The organism is Serratia nevei, from assembly GCF_024160145.1.
GTDB lineage: Bacteria > Pseudomonadota > Gammaproteobacteria > Enterobacterales > Enterobacteriaceae > Serratia > Serratia nevei_A.
Genome location: NZ_JAMYWQ010000033.1, coordinates 36,721 through 56,638 on the forward strand (window position 1 = coordinate 36,721; position 19,918 = coordinate 56,638).

General features: G+C 61.7%; 17 protein-coding genes. 12 read left to right on the top strand and 5 right to left on the bottom strand.

The genetic code is table 11. The features are described 5' to 3' along the window. Positions 1–89: 89 nt before the first annotated feature. The 8 genes from uspA (at position 90) to M6G53_RS19585 (ending at position 9,444) form a co-directional block, all read left to right on the top strand. Positions 90–527, top strand: coding sequence for a universal stress protein UspA (uspA, locus tag M6G53_RS19550; protein WP_004930988.1), 438 nt, complete (start codon positions 90–92; stop codon positions 525–527). Between the two features lie 199 nt (positions 528–726). Then, positions 727–2,070 (top strand): NADP-specific glutamate dehydrogenase, encoded by a 1,344-nt coding sequence (gdhA, locus tag M6G53_RS19555; protein ID WP_253333910.1) that lies wholly within the window; start codon positions 727–729, stop codon positions 2,068–2,070. A gap of 329 nt (positions 2,071–2,399) precedes the next feature. Then, entirely contained in the window at positions 2,400–3,386 is a 987-nt protein-coding gene (locus M6G53_RS19560) for an autoinducer 2 ABC transporter substrate-binding protein (RefSeq protein WP_253333912.1), read from the top strand. 105 nt (positions 3,387–3,491) lie between these two features. Further along, positions 3,492–4,991, top strand: a complete 1,500-nt coding sequence (locus M6G53_RS19565) for a sugar ABC transporter ATP-binding protein (protein WP_253333914.1) — start codon at positions 3,492–3,494, stop codon at positions 4,989–4,991. Next, positions 4,984–5,973: an ABC transporter permease gene (locus tag M6G53_RS19570; RefSeq protein WP_253333916.1), complete on the top strand. Its 990-nt coding sequence runs from the start codon at positions 4,984–4,986 to the stop codon at positions 5,971–5,973. Before M6G53_RS19565 ends, M6G53_RS19570 begins: the two co-directional genes overlap by 8 nt. Before the next feature lies 1 nt (position 5,974). Further along, entirely contained in the window at positions 5,975–6,928 is a 954-nt protein-coding gene (locus M6G53_RS19575; RefSeq protein ID WP_038873845.1) for an ABC transporter permease, read from the top strand. Between the two features lie 279 nt (positions 6,929–7,207). Next, on the top strand, positions 7,208–8,845 hold the full coding sequence (locus M6G53_RS19580) for an FGGY-family carbohydrate kinase (RefSeq protein WP_038873847.1): 1,638 nt from the start codon (positions 7,208–7,210) through the stop codon (positions 8,843–8,845). Then, a complete protein-coding gene (locus M6G53_RS19585) occupies positions 8,845–9,444 on the top strand; it encodes a KpsF/GutQ family sugar-phosphate isomerase (RefSeq protein WP_253333918.1) in 600 nt (199 codons plus the stop codon). Before M6G53_RS19580 ends, M6G53_RS19585 begins: the two co-directional genes overlap by 1 nt. A gap of 28 nt (positions 9,445–9,472) precedes the next feature. Here the strand turns inward: M6G53_RS19585 and rsmJ are convergent, their stop codons facing one another. From rsmJ to M6G53_RS19600, 3 genes are all read right to left on the bottom strand, one after another. Continuing rightward, complete coding sequence (rsmJ, locus tag M6G53_RS19590) at positions 9,473–10,219, bottom strand: 16S rRNA (guanine(1516)-N(2))-methyltransferase RsmJ (RefSeq protein ID WP_049273186.1); 747 nt, start codon at positions 10,217–10,219, stop codon at positions 9,473–9,475. A gap of 8 nt (positions 10,220–10,227) precedes the next feature. Beyond that, entirely contained in the window at positions 10,228–12,270 is a 2,043-nt protein-coding gene (gene prlC, locus M6G53_RS19595) for an oligopeptidase A (RefSeq protein ID WP_253333920.1), read from the bottom strand. A gap of 118 nt (positions 12,271–12,388) precedes the next feature. Then, positions 12,389–12,850, bottom strand: a complete 462-nt coding sequence (locus M6G53_RS19600; protein ID WP_253333922.1) for an HIT family protein — start codon at positions 12,848–12,850, stop codon at positions 12,389–12,391. A 211-nt stretch (positions 12,851–13,061) separates the two neighbouring features. Here M6G53_RS19600 and M6G53_RS19605 point away from each other — a divergent pair, with 211 nt between their 5' ends. The 4 genes from M6G53_RS19605 to M6G53_RS19620 all read left to right on the top strand — a co-directional run bounded on the left by M6G53_RS19605 (position 13,062) and on the right by M6G53_RS19620 (position 17,819). After that, the gene (locus tag M6G53_RS19605; RefSeq protein ID WP_004931012.1) at positions 13,062–13,904 is read left to right on the top strand and encodes a 23S rRNA (adenine(2030)-N(6))-methyltransferase RlmJ; all 843 of its coding nucleotides are present in this window, start codon (positions 13,062–13,064) and stop codon (positions 13,902–13,904) included. Positions 13,905–14,034: 130 nt separating this feature from the next. After that, positions 14,035–15,387, top strand: coding sequence for a glutathione-disulfide reductase (gene gorA / locus M6G53_RS19610; RefSeq protein ID WP_253333924.1), 1,353 nt, complete (start codon positions 14,035–14,037; stop codon positions 15,385–15,387). A 156-nt stretch (positions 15,388–15,543) separates the two neighbouring features. Then, complete coding sequence (locus M6G53_RS19615) at positions 15,544–16,038, top strand: putative pterin-binding protein (RefSeq protein ID WP_049202894.1); 495 nt, start codon at positions 15,544–15,546, stop codon at positions 16,036–16,038. Continuing rightward, on the top strand, positions 16,035–17,819 hold the full coding sequence (locus M6G53_RS19620) for an ATP-binding response regulator (RefSeq protein WP_253333926.1): 1,785 nt from the start codon (positions 16,035–16,037) through the stop codon (positions 17,817–17,819). Before M6G53_RS19615 ends, M6G53_RS19620 begins: the two co-directional genes overlap by 4 nt. Here the strand turns inward: M6G53_RS19620 and M6G53_RS19625 are convergent. Both M6G53_RS19625 and M6G53_RS19630 read right to left on the bottom strand, forming a co-directional pair. Then, on the bottom strand, positions 17,809–18,660 hold the full coding sequence (locus tag M6G53_RS19625; RefSeq protein WP_253333928.1) for a helix-turn-helix domain-containing protein: 852 nt from the start codon (positions 18,658–18,660) through the stop codon (positions 17,809–17,811). The genes M6G53_RS19620 and M6G53_RS19625 overlap by 11 nt on opposite strands. Positions 18,661–19,115: 455 nt before the next feature. Beyond that, on the bottom strand, positions 19,116–19,918 hold an 803-nt coding region (locus M6G53_RS19630), incomplete at its 5' end, for an autotransporter outer membrane beta-barrel domain-containing protein (RefSeq protein WP_253333930.1).

Below are 19,918 nucleotides of genomic sequence, written 5' to 3' on the forward strand. Positions count from 1 at the left end.
ATGATACTATGGAACCAAAAGCGCCAGGCGGGTAAACGGAACGCCTGCTAACCCTTTTTAATCGGCATGTTTATGGAAGGAGTATTCTTATGGCTTACAAACACATACTGATCGCGGTGGACCTATCCCCGGAAAGCAAAATCCTGGTAGAAAAAGCCGTCTCGATGGCGCGGCCGTACAACGCTAAAGTTTCTCTGATCCACGTCGATGTCAACTATTCCGACCTCTATACCGGCCTTATCGACGTCAATCTCGGCGACATGCAAAAACGCATCTCCGAGGAAACCCATCAGGCGCTGACCGAGCTGTCGCAGAACGCCGGCTACCCGATCACCGAGACCCTGAGCGGCAGCGGCGATCTGGCGCAGGTATTGGTCGATGCCATCAAGAAATACGACATGGACCTGGTGCTGTGCGGCCACCACCAGGACTTCTGGAGCAAGCTGATGTCTTCCGCCCGCCAGCTGATCAATACCGTGCACATCGATATGCTGATCGTGCCGCTGCGCGATGAAGAAGACGAATAAAGTAAGCACTTGCTAACTTAACTGCCCAACGCCCGCGCCCTGCGGGCGTTTTTCATGCCGCCACGCCGATTAATCGCTTGATAATCAACCGCCCTCCGATGATATAGTCGCTAAAGACACAACATCCTCCCCCGGGCATCGCCTATACCCATATCTATAAGAAATAGCGGGGGAAATTTAATGCGAAAAGGAGTTATCCATGGAATATGCCGTATCGGTAGAGTCTTTCCTGTCCTCGTTACAACGCCATAACCCCCACCAGCCGGAATATTTGCAGGCGGTGCGCGAAGTATTCACCTCGCTGTGGCCGTTTATCGAACGCAACCCGCACTATCGCGAACAGGCGCTGTTGGAGCGCCTGGTGGAGCCCGAGCGCGTCATTCAGTTCCGCGTCAGCTGGGTGGACGATCGCGGCCAGGTGCAGGTCAACCGCGCCTTCCGCGTACAGTTCAACTCGGCCATCGGCCCCTACAAGGGCGGCATGCGCTTCCACCCGTCGGTAAACCTGTCGATCCTGAAGTTCCTCGGTTTTGAGCAGACCTTCAAGAACGCGTTGACCACCCTGCCGATGGGCGGCGGCAAAGGCGGCTCCGATTTCGATCCGAAGGGCAAAAGCCAGGGCGAGATCATGCGCTTCTGCCAGGCGCTGATGACCGAGCTGTATCGCCATCTGGGCCCAGACACCGACGTGCCGGCCGGCGATATCGGCGTCGGCGGCCGCGAAGTCGGCTTTATGGCCGGCATGATGAAGAAATTGTCCAACAATACCGCCTGCGTATTTACCGGCAAGGGCCTCTCCTTCGGCGGCAGCCTGATCCGCCCCGAGGCGACCGGCTATGGCCTGGTGTACTTTACCGACGCCATGCTGCAGCGCCACGGCCTGGGCTTTGAGGGCATGCGGGTGGCGGTGTCCGGCTCCGGCAACGTGGCGCAGTACACCATCGAGAAAGCGCTGGAGCTGGACGCGCGCGTGATCACCGTGTCAGATTCCGGCGGCACCCTGGTGGACGAAGACGGCTTCACCACCGAGAAGCTGGCGCACCTGGCGGAGATCAAAAACCAACGCTACGGCCGGGTGGCGGACTACGCCCGCGAACGCGGCCTGACGTATCTGGCGGGCCAGCAGCCGTGGAACGTGCCGGTGGATATCGCCCTGCCGTGCGCCACCCAGAACGAACTGGATCTCGAGGCGGCGCAGACGCTGATCCACAACGGGGTGAAGGCGGTAGCGGAAGGTGCCAACATGCCGACCACCATTCAGGCCACCGACGCCTTCCTCGACGCCGGCGTGCTGTTCGCGCCGGGCAAGGCGGCCAACGCCGGCGGCGTGGCCACCTCGGGGCTGGAGATGGCGCAAAACGCCGCGCGCATCGGCTGGCGAGCAGAGAAAGTGGATGTACGTTTACAACATATCATGGCCGATATTCACCACGCCTGCGTAGAATACGGCGGCGAAGGCAAGCAAACCCACTACGTGCACGGCGCGAATATCGCCGGTTTCGTCAAGGTCGCGGACGCCATGCTGGCTCAGGGCGTGCTGTAATCCGCCTTAAAGGTGATCTTGTTCACACATCGATTAAATGCTTCAATGCCGGCCTCTGCGCCGGCATTTTTTTCTGCTTTCTCGCCAGCAAAATGATGCCAATGCGTTAAATAAAAGTTAATAATCGGTTATTTATTGCTTCTTAATCGGTGGTAAATTTACCACCACCCAATAATTAAACATTTATTTAACACTAAGTGCGCCATTATTTTACTTAAATGTGCGCAGATCACATTCCGTTAACTTCGGCTACGCCCCCTCTTCCATTCCTTTGTAATCTGCAGCGGTGGAAAAACCGCCACCCCTACAGATAAAAAAAGGTACAGCTAATGAAATTTAACCTCGCATTATTAAATGCATGTGTGGTTTCTGCGTGCATGTTATCAACAACACCTGTGTTCGCCGCTGATAAGTATGAGATTGCCGTGGTCGCTAAAGTGACCGGCATTCCGTGGTTCAACCGCATGGAAGTGGGCGTCAACGAAGCGGCGAAAAAACTCGACGTCAACGCCTACCAGACCGGCCCTTCTACGCCGGATCCGGCCGCGCAGGTCAAGGTGATTGAGGATCTGATCGCCAAGAACGTCAACGCCATCATCGTGGTGCCGAACGACGCCAAGGTACTGGAGCCGGTGCTGAAAAAAGCGCGCGACAAAGGCATCGTGGTGCTGACCCATGAATCCCCGGACCAGCAGATCGGCCAGTGGGACATCGAGACCATCGACAGCGAGAAATACGCGCAGGCCAACGTCGATGAGCTGGCAAAAGACATGGGCGGCAAAGGCGGCTACGCGATCTACGTCGGCTCGCTGACCGTGCCGCTGCACAACGCCTGGGCCGACGCCGCCATCAAATACCAGAAAGAAAAATACCCGGATATGTTTGAAGTCACCTCGCGCCTGCCGGTGGCGGAAAGCATCGACAAATCCTACGCCACCACGCTGGACCTGATGAAAACCTATCCGCAGATGAAGGGCATCATCGGCTTCGGCTCACTCGGCCCGATCGGTGCCGGCCAGGCAGTGGCCAAGAAACGCGCCAAGGACAAAATCGCGGTGGTGGGCATCGCCATGCCGGCGCAGGCCGCCCCCTACCTGATGCGCGGCGACATCAAAAAAGCGCTGCTGTGGGATCCGAAAGACGCCGGCTATGCGCTGGTGACAGTGGCCGACCAGCTGCTGCAGGGCAAGGAAGTGAATAAGGATCTGTCGATCGAGGGCCTCGGCAAGGCCGACGTCGACATGGAACACAAAGTGATTCGGTTTAATAAGATTTTGGAAGTCACCAAAGACAACGCCCAATCGCTTGGATTCTGATTTTTCGCGTAATTTCGCCACACCGGGAAAGTAGTTAAACCCTCGTAGGGGCGCAGCATGGCTGCGCCCAGGGCTTCGGCCGCTACGCAAGCACAGGTTAACGTTATGACAGCCTCCCCCGCATTTATCACCCTGGAGAATATCAGCAAGCGATTCCCAGGCGTGCTGGCATTAGACCAGATCAACCTGACGCTGAATAAAGGCGAAGTGCACTGCCTGGCCGGGCAAAACGGCTGCGGCAAAAGCACCATCATTAAAATTATCTCCGGCGTTTATCAGCCGGAAAAAGGCGCCAACATTTCGCTGGAAGGCAAACTCTTCCACGCCCTGACGCCGCAGCTGTCCGGTTATTACGGCATACAGGTGATCTACCAGGACCTGTCGCTGTTCCCCAACCTGACGGTAGCGGAGAACATCGCCATCCACCGTTACCTGCCCGGCGGCCGCTTCTGGGTGCGCAAGCGGGTGATGCGCCAGACGGCGCTCGACGCCATGGCGCGAGTCGGGGTGCGCATCGACCCCGATAAAAAGGTGGAAAAACTGTCGATCGCCGATCGGCAACTGGTGGCGATTTGCCGCGCCATCGCCGCCGAGGCGCGGTTGGTTATCATGGACGAACCGACCGCCTCGCTGACCCGCCAGGAGGTCGACGGCCTGCTGCGGGTGGTCAACGAGCTGAAGGCGGCCGGCATCTGCGTGGTATTCGTCAGCCACAGATTGGATGAAGTAATGGAAGTCGCCGATCGCATCAGCGTGATGCGCGACGGCAAGCTGGTGGGCACCTGGCCGGCCAGCGAATTGGACAGCCATGAACTGGCGTTCCTGATGACCGGCCAACGCTTCCACTACAGCCCGCTGCCGCCGCTGCCGCCGGCCGAACAGGCGCCGTTGCTCGAGCTGCGCAACCTCAGCCGCGGCGAGAAATACCGTAACGTCAATCTGGCGCTGCGCGGCGGCGAGATCGTCTCGATCGTCGGCCTGCTCGGTGCCGGCCGCACCGAACTGTGCCTCAGCCTGTTCGGCATGACGCGGCCGGACAGCGGCGAGATCCGCATTGAGGGCCGGGCGGTGCAGCTGCACAACAACCGCGAAGCGGTGCGCCACGGCATCGGCTATGTGTCGGAGGATCGCCTGACGCAGGGGTTGATCATGGAACAATCCATCTACGACAACACCATCGTCACCGTCTTCGATCGGCTGCATACCTCGCTCGGGCTGCTGGATCACGCCAAGGCGACCGAGCTGGTCAACCGGCTGATCCGCGATCTGAACATCAAGGTGTCCGACAGCGCATTGCCGGTGAAAACCCTGTCCGGCGGCAACGCCCAGCGCATCGCCATCGCCAAGTGGGTGGCGACCCAGCCGAAGATCCTGATCCTCGACTCGCCCACCGTCGGCGTGGACATCGCCAACAAAGAAGGGATCTACCAGATCGCCCGCGATCTGGCGCAGCTGGGCATGGCGGTGCTGATGATCTGCGACGAGATCCCGGAAGCCTATTACAACAGCCATCGGGTGATGGTGATGCGCAAGGGCGAACTGATCGCCGAATTCGCGCCGCACCAGAGTACCGAGCAACAGATCGCCGAGGTGGTGAATGGATAAGTCATTATTGGCCCGCCTGGCCGGGCGGCACGAGTTTTATCTCGGCCTGTTGGTGCTGCTGCTGGCGATCGGCCTGAGCGCCGGCACCGACGAATTCCTGACGCTCGGCAACCTGACCGACGTCGCCACCAGCTACGCCATTCTCGGCATCCTGGCCTGCGGGCTGTTCGTGGTGCTGATCGCCGGCGGCATCGACATTTCGTTCCCGGCAGTCACCGCCATCGCCCAGTATGTGATGGCCAGTTGGGTGATCCAGCACGGCGGCAGCTTCCCGCTGGCGTTCGCCCTGGCGATTGGCGTCGGCCTGCTGCTCGGGCTGGTGAACGGTTTCCTGGTGTACTGGCTGAAGGTGCCGGCGATCATCATCACCATCGCCACCCTTAACCTGTTCTACGGCCTGCTGGTGTACGCCACTAACGGCACCTGGCTGTACGGCTTCCCGGACTGGTTCATGAACGGCATCAACTGGTTCTCGTTCCAGGGCGCCGACGGCTACGACTACGGCCTGACGCTGCCGCTGCTGTGCCTGCTGGGGACCATCATCGTCACCGGCGTGCTGATGAACCGCACCCGGCTGGGGCGCCAGATCTACGCGATGGGCGGCAACCGCGACGCGGCGTCGCGCCTGGGGTTGAACCTGCTGCGGCTGCATTTTTGCGTCTACGGCTACATGGGCATTCTGGCCGGCGTCGCGGCGGTGGTGCAGGCGCAGATCACCCAGTCGGTGGCCCCCAATTCGTTGCTTGGCTTCGAACTGACGGTATTGGCGGCGGTGGTGCTGGGCGGCACCAGCATGAGCGGCGGCCGCGGCTCGTTGACCGGCACCCTGCTCGGCGTGGTGCTGCTGGCCTTCCTGCAAAACGGGCTGACGCTGCTCAGCGTCTCGGCCTATTGGCACCAGGTGTTCAGCGGCGCGATCATTTTGATCAGCATCAGCACCACCGCCTGGAACGAAAAACGCAAGCTGCTCAAGGAGATCTGACATGACGCAGTTAACTCGGTTGATCCCAAGCGATCGGATCATTCGCCTGCAGGGCGCGATCATCATCGCGGTGGCGCTGCTCTTCGCCGGGCTGCTCGGATCGCGCTTCTTCAGCCTCGGCAACTTCCAGTCGATCGCCTCGCAGCTGCCGATCCTCGGCCTGCTGGCGCTCGGCATGGGCATCACCATGCTGACCGGCGGCATCAATCTTTCGATCATCGCCGGCGCCAACGCCTGTTCGCTGGTGATGGCGGCGATCATCGTCAGCCACCCTGACCAGCCGCTGTTCCTGGCGCTGGCACTGTTGGCCGGCCTGCTGGTGGCGGTGGCGATCGGCGCGCTCAACGGCGCGCTGGTGGCCTGGATCGGCGTCTCGCCAATCCTCGCCTCGCTCGGCACCATGACCCTGATCACCGGTCTGAATATCCTGCTGTCCAACGGCGCGGTGATCTCCGGCTTCCCGGCGGCGATTCAATTTCTCGGCAACGGCGCCGTGCTCGGCGTGCCGGTGGCGCTGATCCTGTTCCTGCTGGTGGCGGCCGGGCTGTGGCTGCTGCTGGAGCACACCACGCTGGGCCGCAGCCTGTACCTGATCGGCTCCAACGAGCAGGCCACCCGCTTCAGCGGCGTGAACACCGCGCGGGTGCAGATCGCGGTGTATATCCTGTCGGCGCTGCTCGGCTGGGGCGCCGCCCTGCTGATGATGGCCAAGTTCAACTCGGCCAAGGCCGGCTACGGCGAATCTTATCTGCTGGTGACCATTCTGGCCTCGGTGCTGGGCGGCATTAACCCGGACGGCGGCTTCGGCCGTATTCTGGGGCTGGTGCTGGCGCTGATCGTGCTGCAAATGTTGGAAAGCGGCCTCAATCTGCTGGGGGTCAGCAGCTACCTGACCATGGCCCTGTGGGGCGGCGTGCTGATCCTGTTTATCGCGTTACAGAATCGAAAAGTTTAGGTTGCGCCCCGTCATTGAACGTGGCGCCGACGCAGACCCAAAATTCCGCTATCAAGGCGGAAGGTGCAGGGCATAGCGGGTCTATGTCCAAACCTGACAACGCAGAAAGCGGGATTTTGGGGCGCGTCCCTTCGGGCTGGGGCCATTTAAGCGCGCAGCATCGTTATTCACCGCTTATTTGGGCCCACCAAACTTCACGGCTCACGCTTTGCTTCGCGCTTAAATGACCGCCAGCGGCGCTCACGGGCAATGGCGAGGCACAACCTTTAGGAGAAAATAATGGCGAGCTATTTTATTGGCGTAGATGTGGGCACCGGAAGCGCGCGCGCGGGCGTATTCGATCTCAATGGCCGCATGGTCGGCCAGGCCAGCCGGGCCATCGATCTGTACCGGCCGAAGGCGGATTTCGTCGAGCAGTCGTCGGATAACATCTGGCAGGCGGTGTGCAATGCGGTGCGCGACGCGGTCAACCAGGCCGACATCAACCCGATCCAGGTCAAGGGGCTGGGCTTCGACGCCACCTGTTCGCTGGTGGTGCTGGATAAAGAGGGCAAGCCGCTGACCGTCAGCCCCTCCGGCCGCACCGAACAGAACATCATCGTGTGGATGGATCACCGGGCGATCGCCCAGGCCGAGCGCATCAACGCCACCAAACACCGGGTGCTGGACTTCGTCGGCGGCATCATTTCGCCGGAGATGCAGACGCCGAAACTGCTGTGGCTGAAACAGCACATGCCCACCACCTGGGCCAACGCCGGTTACCTGTTCGATCTGCCGGACTTCCTCACCTGGCGCGCCACCCAGGACGCCACCCGCTCGCTGTGCTCGACGGTGTGCAAGTGGACCTATCTCGGCCACGAACAGCGCTGGGACAAGAGCTACTTCCAGCAGATCGGGCTGGAAGACGTGCTGGAACATGACGCGGCCAAGATCGGCAGCGACGTCAAAATGATGGGCGAGCCGCTGGGCCACGGCCTGACCCAGCGCGCCGCCAGCGAGATGGGGCTGATCGCCGGCACGGCGGTGAGCGTGTCGATCATCGACGCCCACGCCGGCACCCTCGGCACGCTGGGCGCCACCGGCGTCTCCGGCGAGGTGGCCGACTTCAACCGCCGCGTCGCGCTGATCGGCGGCACCTCCACCGGCCATATGGCGATGTCGCGCACCGCGCGCTTTATCGGCGGCGTCTGGGGGCCGTATTACTCGGCGATCCTGCCGGAATACTGGCTGAACGAGGGCGGCCAGTCCGCCACCGGCGCGCTGATCGACCACGTCATCCAGTCGCACCCGTGCTACCCGGAGCTGCTGGCGCAGGCGAAAACCCAGGGGCAGACCATCTATGAGGTGCTGAACGCCATTCTGCGCCGCATGGCCGGCGAGCCGGAGAATATCGCCTTCCTGACGCAGGACATCCATATGCTGCCGTACTTCCACGGCAACCGCTCGCCGCGCGCCAACCCGACGCTGACCGGCATCCTGACCGGGCTGAAGCTGTCGCGCACGCCGGAGGACATGGCGCTGCACTACCTGGCCACCATTCAGGCCATCGCGCTCGGCACCCGCCACATCATCGAAACCATGAACCACAGCGGCTACAGCATCGACACCATCATGGCCAGCGGCGGCGGCACCAAGAACCCGATCTTCGTGCAGGAGCACGCCAACGCCACCGGCTGCGCCATGCTGCTGCCGGAGGAGAGCGAAGCAATGCTGCTCGGCGGCGCCATGATGGGCACCGTGGCGGCGGGCGTGTTCGACACCCTGCCGGAGGCGATGAGCGCCATGAGCCGCATCGGCAAGACGGTCACGCCGCAGACCAACCAGATAAAAAGCTACTACGACCGCAAATACCGGGTATTCCACGAGCTGTACAACGACCACATGAAATACCGCCGGTTGATGCAGGAGGAGGCGTGATGCAGCAGGAATGGCGGCAGGCCGTGCAGGGCTGGCAAACCTACAGCCAGGAGCTGGCGCAGCTGGGCGAGCGCCTCGACGCACGCACCTGGCAACGGCTGCTGGCGCTGCTGGCCGACTGCCGCGGTAAAATCGCCGTCACCGGCGTCGGCACCTCGGGGATTGCGGCGCGCAAGATAGCCCACATGCTGGCCTGCGTGGAACGGCCGGCGGTCTACCTCGACGCCACCGGCGCGGCGCACGGCGATCTGGGCTTTCTGCGCGCCGACGATCTGCTGATCCTGATCTCGCGCGGCGGCAATTCCGACGAGCTGACCCGCCTGCTGCCGACGCTGCAGGCCAAGGGCGTGACGCTGATCGCGGTCACGGAAAACCCGCATTCCGCCATCGCGCAGGCGGCGCAGCTGACGATCGCCACCGGGGTGCAAAAGGAGATAGATCCGCTGAACCTGCTGGCCACCACCTCCATTGTGCTGGTGCTGGCGATCTTCGACGCCGCCTGCGCCTGCCTGATGGCGCGCAGCGGTTACGACAAGGAGGCCTTGTTGGCGGTGCATCCGGGCGGCGGCGTGGGGAAAAGCTTGCGGGAGCAAAACTGAGGGCCCGACACCGCGGGCCCGGCTGGCATTACAGCGGCATGTAGATATCGAAACGGTGGCTTTTGGTCAGCGTGGCGGCGTGCGCCGGCACGTCGGCCAGCGGCGGCGCGTAGTCCGGGCGTTTCACCACCACGCGCTTGGTCGCCAGGCGGCGCGCCGGCTCCAGCAGGCCGTCGGCGTCATCGTCGCTGCCCACCAGCGATTGAAACACCCGCATCTCTTTCTTCACCAACGCGCTTTTTTGCTTGTGCGGGAACATCGGATCGAGATACACCACCTCGGGGCGCGGGCTGAGATCCGCCAGCGCCGTCAGGCTGGAGGCGTGCAGCAGCGTCAGACGCTCACGCAGCCACGGGCCGATTTCCGCATCCTGATAGCCGCGCTGCAGACCGTCGTCCAGCAACGCCGCCACCACCGGATTGCGCTCCAGCATCCGCACCCGGCAGCCCAGCGCCGCCAGCACGAAGGCGTCGCGCCCCAGCCCGGCGGTAGCGTCCACCACGTCCGGCAGATAGCTGCCCTTGATGCCGACCGCTTTGGCCACCGCCTCGCCGCGGCCGCCGCCGAAGCGGCGCCGGTGCGCCATGGTGCCGGTGACGAAATCGACGTAGATCCCGCCGAGCTTCGGCTCGTCGCGCTTGCGCAGCTCCAGCCGCTGCGGGGTCAGTACCAGCGCCATCGGCGCGTCGTCGTCGGACGTCAGCTGCCAGCGCTGCGCCAAAACAGACAAGGCGCCGGGATCGGCACCTGCTTCACACAATAAACACACGCTCACGTGTCGGGTTATCCTTTAATGCCGTAATGGCGCAGCATAGCATCCAGCTGCGGCTCGCGGCCACGGAAGCGTTTGAACAGCGCCATCGGCTCTTCCGACCCGCCGCGCGACAGGATGTTGTCGAGGAAGGATTTGCCGGTTTCGGCGTTGAAAATCCCCTCTTCTTCGAAGCGCGAGTAGGCGTCGGCCGACAGCACTTCCGCCCACAGGTAGCTGTAGTAACCCGCCGCATAGCCGCCGGCGAAGATGTGGCTGAAGGCATGCGGGAAGCGGCCCCAGCTTGGCGAAGGCACCACCGCCACCATTTTCTTCACTTCCGCCAGCGTCGGCAGGATCTGCGCCCCTTTTTCCGGGCTGTATTCGAAGTGCATGCGGAAATCGAACAGGCCGAACTCCAGCTGGCGCAGGATGAACAGCGCCGCCTGGTAATTCTTGGCTGCCAGCAGCTTGTCGAGCATGGCCTTCGGCAGCGGCTCGCCGCTCTGGTAGTGGCCCGAGATAAACGCCAGCGCTTCCGGCTCCCAGCACCAGTTTTCCATAAACTGGCTCGGCAGTTCGACCGCATCCCACGGTACCCCGTTGATGCCGGAGACGCCGGCGGTATCGATCTGCGTCAGCATGTGGTGCAGACCGTGGCCGAACTCGTGGAACAGCGTGGTCACTTCGTTATGGGTGAACAGCGCCGGCTGGTCGCCCAGCGGGCGGTTGAAGTTGCAGGTCAGGTAAGCGACCGGCTTTTGCAGCGTGCCGTCGGCCTTGCGCAGGCTGCCGACGCAGTCGTCCATCCAGGCGCCGCCGCGTTTGTTTTCGCGGGCGTACAGATCGAGGTAGAAGCTGCCGCGCAGCTCGCCGCTCGCGTCGAACAGATCGAAGAAGCGCACGTCCGGATGCCAGGTCTCCACGTCTTTACGCTCTTTGGCGGTGATGCCGTAAATGCGTTTCACCACGTCGAACAGCCCTTCCACCACCCGCTGTTCCGGGAAGTACGGGCGCAGCTGCTCGTCGCTGATGGAGAACAGGTGCTGCTTCTGTTTTTCGCCGTAATAGGTGATGTCCCAGGCTTCGAGCTCGTCCACGCCATAGTGCTGTTTGGCGAAGGCGCGCAGCTGCGCCAGCTCCTGCTCGGCCTGCGGGCGGGCGCGCTTGGCCAGATCGCTCAGGAAGCCGATCACCTGCTCCGGGCTCTCCGCCATTTTGGTCGCCAGCGACTTGTCGGCGTAGGTATCGAAGCCCAGCAGCTGAGCCAGCTCGTGGCGCAGCGCCAGCGTTTCCGCCATCACGTCGCTGTTGTCCCATTTGCCGGCGTTCGGCCCCTGATCGGAGGCGCGGGTGGCGAAGGCGCGGTACATCTCTTCACGCAGCGCGCGGTTGTCGGCGTAGGTCAACACCGGCAGGTAGCTCGGCATGTCCAGCGTCAGCAGCCAGCCGTCCTGCTCTTTGGCCTGCGCCATCGCCTGTGCCTGCGCCAGGGCGCTCTCCGGCAGGCCGCTCAGCTCGGCTTCATCGGTAATCAGTTTGCTCCAACCCATGGTGGCGTCGAGCACGTTGTTGCTGTAGGTAGAACCCAGTTCGGACAGGCGTGCGACGATCTCGCCGTAGCGCTGCTGTTTATCCGCCGACAGGCCGATGCCCGACAGTTCGAAATCACGCAGCGCGTTGTCCACCGCCTTGCGCTGCGGCACGCTCAGCGCCTCGAACGCCGCACCTTCTTTCAGGCTGCGGTAGGCCTGGTACAGCCCTTCGTGCTGGCCGACCCAGGTGCCGTACTCGGACAGCAGCGGCAGCGCCTGCTCATAGGCGGCGCGCAGCTCCGGGCTGTTTTTCACCGAGTTCAGGTGCCCGATCGGCGACCAGATGCGCGACAGGCGATCGTCCGACTCCGCCAGCGGCTGACACAGATTGTCCCAAGTGAACGGCCCCGGCTGCGCGACCACGCGCTCTACCGCGGCGCGGCAGTCCGCCAGCGCGGATTGCACCGCAGGCACGATATCTTCAGGGCGGATCGCCGAGAACGGCGGCAGGGAAAACGGGGTCAGCAACGGATTTGTCATAGGGCAGTCCTGATTAGCGTTGAGGCCCGCCGCAGGGGCGAGCCTTAAAATGCGTATGAATCTCTAACATGGAGCCAGACAACAGGAAAATCAATGCCCGGCGTTGATCGTTCGTGCCTTAAACGGCGCTTTGGCGGATGCGGGCGGCCAGCGCCGCCAGCTGCTCGTCGTCGGCGCGCGCGGCGTCGTGGGAGGAGATATAGCCCTCGTAACGCGCGAAAAACTTCGGCGAGGTCGATTCGATCGGCCGCCACCGATCCTGCGACGCGGTGCCGTGCAACGGGATCAGTTTGGCGTGCACATGGTCGACGCCGTAGCCCTCGAACACCATGCCGCAGCGGCCGACGTCGTCGAACGCGCGGTCCAGCTGCTTCGCCACCCGCTTGGTCGCCAGCATCAGCGCGCTCAGCACCTCATCCGGCAGGCCAAAGGCGTAGCTCGGGTGGTGCGCCTTGGGGATCACCACGCTGAAACCCTCGGTGTTGGGAAAGATAGACAGGAACGCCAGATGGTCGTCGTCTTCCCAAATTTTATGGCACGGCGCCTTGCCCGCCACGATGTCGCAAAAAATGCAGCTCATGCTTTCTCCTGGTGATTCACAGCGTTTCAACCCGTTCGAACCGATGCCTCCGCCGCCGAAACGCCCGTTTACGCCTCGTTCTGCCCCGGTGTGTGAACGTCTGCGGCAACGGAGTCCGGTTTTTCCCGGCCAGACAGTTTATACTGTGCAGATTATAAGCCTTATTGCATTGAATGCTCCGCCTGCGGAGTACAAGGAATCGCCACCCGTCATGTTAAGTTATCGCCACAGTTTCCACGCCGGCAACCACGCCGACGTGCTCAAGCACACCGTTCAGAGCCTGATCATCGAGTCGCTGAAGGAAAAAGAGAAGCCGTTCCTGTATCTGGATACCCACTCGGGCGCGGGCCGTTATCAGCTCAGCGGCGAACACGCCGAGCGCACCGGCGAATACCTGGAAGGCATCGGCTTGCTGTGGCAGCGCGACGATCTGCCGGAAGAGCTGGCGGCCTACATGAGCGTGGTACACAACTTCAACCGTTCCGGCACGCTGCGCTACTATCCCGGCTCGCCGCTGATCGCCCGCCAGCTGCTGCGCCCGCAGGACAAAATTCACCTGACCGAGCTGCACCCGAGCGACTACCCGCTGCTGCGCAGCGAGTTCCAGAAAGACGAACGCGCCAAAGTGCAGCGCGCCGACGGCTATCAGCAGCTGAAATCCCAGCTGCCGCCCCTGTCGCGCCGCGGCCTGATCCTGATGGACCCGCCGTATGAAATGAAGACCGATTACCAGGACGTGGTCAAAGGCATTCAGGAAGGCTACAAGCGTTTCGCCACCGGCACTTACGCGCTGTGGTACCCGGTGGTGATGCGCCAGCAGATCAAACGCATGCTGCGCGATCTGGAAGCCACCGGCATTCGCCGCATTCTGCAGATCGAACTGGCGGTGAAACCCGACAGCGATCAGCGCGGCATGACCGCCTCCGGCATGATCGTCATCAACCCGCCGTGGAAGCTGGAACAGCAGATGAAAAACGTGCTGCCGTGGCTGCACAAGGTGCTGGTGCCGTCGGGCATCGGCCACCATCTGGTGAACTGGGTGGTACCGGAATAATCCCCAGCAGGGCGCGGTTCGCCGCGCCCTGCGTCCACCTATCGCAGCCATCGACGCAATCTTTGCGACAAACCCCGGTCAGGCGTTAAACTCTTACCCTCTTCAAATTCACAACTCATGGAAATCCCAGATGACGAAACATTACGATTATCTAGCAATTGGCGGCGGCAGCGGCGGTATCGCATCGATCAACCGGGCAGCCATGTACGGCCAAAAGTGTGCGCTGATTGAAGCCAAAGAGCTGGGCGGCACCTGTGTAAACGTGGGTTGTGTACCGAAAAAAGTCATGTGGCACGCGGCGCAGATCGCCGAGGCCATCCATCAGTACGGCCCGGACTACGGCTTCGACACCACCGTCAACGCCTTCGACTGGAAGAAGCTGGTCGCCAACCGCACCGCCTATATCGACCGCATCCACAACGCCTACGACAACGTGCTGGGCAAGAACAAGGTCGACGTGATCAAAGGCTTCGCGCGCTTCGTTGATGCGCACACCGTGGAAGTGAACGGCGAGCTCATCACCGCCGACCACATCCTGATCGCCACCGGCGGCCGCCCGAGCCACCCGGCTATTCCGGGTGCGGAATACGGCATCGACTCCGACGGCTTCTTTGAGCTGGACGCCATGCCCAAGCGCGTCGCCGTCGTCGGCGCCGGCTATATCGCCGTGGAGATCGCCGGCGTGCTGAACGCGCTGGGCGCGGAAACGCATCTGTTCGTGCGCAAGCACGCGCCGCTGCGCAGCTTCGATCCGATGATCGTCGAAACCCTGGTGGAAGTGATGAACACCGAAGGGCCGAGCCTGCACACCGAATCGGTGCCGAAAGCGATCGTCAAGAACGCCGACGGCAGCCTGACGCTGCAGCTGGAAAACGGCAAGGCATTCACCGTCGACTGCCTGATCTGGGCCATCGGCCGCGAACCGGCAACCGACAACCTGAACCTCGGCGTTACCGGGGTGAAGACCAACGAGCAAGGCTACATTGACGTCGATAAGTTCCAGAATACCAACGTCAAAGGCATCTACGCGGTGGGCGACAACACCGGCGCGGTAGAGCTGACCCCGGTCGCCGTGGCCGCCGGCCGCCGCCTGTCCGAGCGCCTGTTCAACAACAAGCCGGAAGAGCACCTGGATTACAGCAACATCGCCACCGTGGTGTTCAGCCACCCGCCGATCGGCACCGTCGGCCTGACCGAGCCGGAAGCCATCGAGAAGTTCGGGGCGGACAACGTGAAGGTATACAAATCCTCCTTCACCGCCATGTACAGCGCCGTGACGCAGCACCGTCAGCCGTGCCGCATGAAGCTGGTGTGCGCGGGCAAAGAAGAGAAGATCGTCGGCCTGCACGGCATCGGCTTCGGCATGGATGAAATCCTGCAGGGCTTCGCGGTAGCGGTGAAGATGGGCGCCACCAAGAAGGACTTCGACAACACCGTGGCGATCCACCCGACCGCGGCGGAAGAGTTCGTTACCATGCGCTAACCGCTGCGGTTAGCCCATTCTCAGGCCGGTAAACACCGGCCTGTTCTTTTTGTGCGGTTTACTATTCCCTTCGCACCCGCCTGCTTTTTCTGCCATTATTCTGCCTGATAAATTAGCGGGACTGATACAACCTCCCCGCGCCTCTGGAGAACACCGATGCTGTTCAAACTATGCAAAACCCTTGCGATGGCCTGCGTGGCCCTGATTATCGCCCAGAGCAGCGCGCTCAGCTTTACCCTGGAAGTGGCGGGCAAGATCGACAACGTGACCGACCCGGTCAACAAAAGCTATCTGTTCACCGATAAGCAGCTGTTGGCGATGCCGGTGCACAGCATCACCACCTCCACGTCCTGGACGCCGCAGAGAAAATTCGAAGGGATTTCGGTGGCCGATATCCTCGAGCGCGTCGGCGCCAAGGGCGAGACGCTGACCTTCTACGCGCTGAACGATTATTACATCGACGTGCCGCTGTCCGACGTCAAGAAGTACAACATGATCCTGGCCTACAAGATGGACGGGGAGATGCTGAAGCTTAGAAACTTCGGCCCGCTGTTCCTGGTTTACCCGCGCGACGCCGCCGGGCCTGAACTGAACTCGCCGTTGTACAATTCGCGCTTTATCTGGCAAGTCGACAGGATCGTGATCAAATGAAGCTGACGACCTTTAAGAACGGCAGCAGGCTGGCGATCCCGGCCATCTTCGCCGCGCTGTTTTTGGTGGCGTCGACCGTTACGCTCTATTACTACAGCGCCACCCTGTCGAAGAAAGGGCTGTACGCCATCGCCGGTACGCAGGAGAACTATTCGTGGTCGATCGCCAAGTTCTCCATCAAGCTGGCGGAATTCGACACGCTGGTCGAGCAGCAAAGCCACGCTGCGCAGGTGGACAACGACAACCTGCGGTTGCGGTTTGAAATCCTCTATTCGCGCTTTTACGTGCTGGAAACCGTCTCCGAATCCACCCAGCCGCTGTACGCCGAACCGGACTATCCGGAAGTGGTCAAACAGATGCGCATACAGATGGATCGCATCGACAAGCTGCTGGACAGCCCGAAAATCGACTTCAATCAGGTTTCCGCGGCCATGAGGGCCATCAAGCCTTACGCCATCGAAATGGCCAACCTGACCGACCACGCTGAGGTGAAGCAGCGCACCGCCGCCTATGAGGACTACATCGAGAAACGGCACATCATTTTCTATGGGCTGGTGATCGTCATGTTCTCGGTGATCGCGCTGATCGCCATCACCCTGATCGTGTTCCGCCAGCAGCGGCTGACCATTCGCCAGCAGGCCAAGGCGATCGAAGCGGAGAAAGCGACCCGCACCAAAAACGCCTTCCTCGGCGCCATCGGCCACGAGCTGCGCACCTCGTTGCAGAGCGTGATGTCGGCCATCGACGTGCTGGTGAACACCCGGGTGTCGGCGGAGCATGCGGACACCTTCCAGCGCCTGGAGACCGCCGCACAGCAAATCGAAAGCCAGATGAAGGATCTGACCGACTACGCGCACCTCGACAGCGGCATGATGGAATTGCGCATCGTGCCGTTCGACGCGCAGAAGCTGATCGCGGAGACCGCCAACGAAATCGCCACCCTGACCCGCAAAGAGCAGGTCAAACTGAGCTGCGAAGTGGAGTGCAGCCACCTGCTGGTGCACTCCGATCCGCTGCGCATCCGGCAGATTATCGTCAACCTGCTGACCAACGCCTACAAATACACCGACAGCGGCAGCATTACGCTGCACAGCTGCCTGCGCCGCCAGCCGGGCGGCAGTTCGTTGATTATTGAAGTGACCGACACCGGCATCGGTATCGAAAAAGACCAGCTCGATCAGATTTTCAAACCCTTTACCCAGTTGGATCAGTCACATACCAAACAGTATGCCGGCGTGGGGATGGGGCTGGCGATCGTGCACGGCCTGGTGACGCTGCTCGACGGCACCATCACGGTGTACAGCGAAATCAAGAAGGGCAGCACCTTTATCGTCAGCATTCCGGTGCAGATCAGTGAAGAAGAGCGCGCCGACGAACCCGCCGCCGCCACAGCCCCTCTGCAACAAAAGCCGCAGCAGGTTCTGGTGGTGGATGACAATAAGTCGGTGGGTGACGCCTTTGCGGCGCTGCTGGACAAGCTGGGTTACCAGCACGAACTGTGCGATTCGCCGGAACGCGCGCTGCAAAAACTGCTCAGACGCCCTTACGACGCGCTATTGCTGGATCTGCAGATGCCGGGCATCGACGGCGCCGCCCTGGCCAGGCAGCTGCGCAACCGTCGCGGCCCCAACCGCCATGTGCCGATCATCGGCATCAGCGCCTACACGCCGGAGCAGCTGACGGCGGATCAGCGCGCCCTGTTCGACAACTACCTGATGAAGCCGGTGCGGCTGGATGCGCTGTCGAGCGCGCTGGCCGAGGTGTTCCCCGCTAAAGATTAAAGCAGCGTTGCAGTGCGGCTTCGATCACATGGAGCCGCACCGGTTTTTCATAAGGGCCGAGCACGTCATACTCACGCATCGCCTGAGCGATTTCCGATTCGCGTCGGTCGGTGCCCAATTCGCCGGTCAGCACCAGGACCGGCGCGTCCGGGTTGTCGGAGGCGCGGATGGTGGCGATACAGCGATCCGCCGTTTCCTCACCGATCAGCCAGTCCACCACGTAACCGTCGAACAGGCTTTGTTGCAACGCCTGGCAGAAGCTGTCGACGTCGTAAAACGCCACCGCGTTGAAACCGCAGCTGCCGAGGTACTTGGCCAGCTCATCGGCCGCCTGATGCGAATCGTCCAACACCGCGATGCTCAGCCGCTCGTCGTCGCCGTAGCCGGGGCGGATTTCGATCAGATCGACACCGTAACGCTCACCTGCCGGTGCCTCATCGGCGCGATAGATATGCCATTGCCGATCCGCCCTTAACGCCACGAACTCCGACAGCCGTCCGGCGGGCAACGGATCGCCGATGTGTCCGACGCAAGGAATTTCCACCCCTGCCACAAAAAAGATGGCGTCGCGCGCCATGTTTGGTTCGACGGTCTCGTGTTCGGCGCTCAAATCGGCGATCGCCGCCGGCGTTTCTCCCAACGCGGCCGCGACGCTGTTGATCTGTTCCAGCGTCCAGGGGCTTTGCCCCTTCAGTTTGCGATGCGCATGTGAAAAACTCAGATCCAGGATGCGGCTGAGCTCTCGGGCATGCTGACGTTTTCCAATCCCATAATGTAAAAACAGCTCCCTGACCCGATTGGCAATCGACTGTGAATCGAATTTTTGATGATTGTTATCCATTTGTTCCTTCGATTTTTTTTACTGATTTATCAGTCGTTTTGATTATTTCTGCTGAAAAAGCCACATCTAAAACTAGCATCTCATGCAATTATGCGTTAAAAACGTTGCTTGACATACCATGTTGCATCGTCAAACATGGTATCAAAAGAGACATACAGCAATACACTATAAAAAATAACACCAGCACGTTTTTTGATAATAACCATAATGACACCAGGGAAAATTTGTTCCGTTGCCGCTACTGAGACGATGTCCACATCGCTCGGACTGCACAAGCAATACGGGGCTTGAGCCTTTAGCGCTAATCTGTTTTACCCACTTTTAAGCCGGGATCCGTCAGGATCCCGGTTTTTTATTGCTCTGGCGCCGCGCCATCATACGTTCTCACCCCGCGGCCGCAAATAAAAACGGAGCCGGCATGCCGGCTCCGTTGTCGTTGAGATCGCCGCTGAACGTCAGAAGCGCCAGGTGAAGCCGGCGTTGACGCTGTTGTCCTGATGGTGCTGCGACAGCAGCCCGCCGTAGCCCAGCGACAGCGTGGCGTTCTTGTTCACCGCCACTTCCGCCCCCGCCTTCAGCACCATCCCGTCGCGCGAGACCGCCACGCTGTCCACCACGAACGGCGCGTTGCCGCCGTTGAACCGCAGCCCGGTGCCTCGCTCCAGCCCGCCGTACTGGTGTTGCCACCCCAGCTCGCTGCGCAGCGCCACCGTCGTGCCCGTGCTCACCTGCCATTCGGTGTCCGCACGCAGGCCCAGCGTCGACACCGTCGCGTCCGTGTGCTGCTTATCCCCGCGCAAGGCCGCCGCGCCGCCGCTTTCCGCGATGCCGTTGTTCTCGAAGTTCACGTACGCCAGGTTCACGAACGGCTCCAGATTCAGCCACTCACCCTGCACGCTGTAGCCCGCTTCCGCGAACAGCTGCTCGGTGCGCGCGCTGTACTTCGCCGTGTCGCGGTCCGACTGCATCCCGTAGTTCACCGACCGCCTGGTGTCGATGCGGTGCCAGGTGTAGCCCGCCCCGCCACGCAGCGCCAGCGCCCCGAACTGCCTGTCGCCGTACGCCGCCAGGTGGTAGTTGTCGCTGTCCGCCTTCGACCCGTAGCCGCCGTGCAGCGAAGTGCGGGTGTAACCGGTCGCCACCCCCAGCCGCCAGTCGTCCGCTACCGCCGAGTCCAGCCCCACCAGCACCCCGTAGGTCGAGGCCTGATAGCCCGTGGCGTTGGCGTCGCCCGACGCGTGGTCCCACGCCCCCAGCA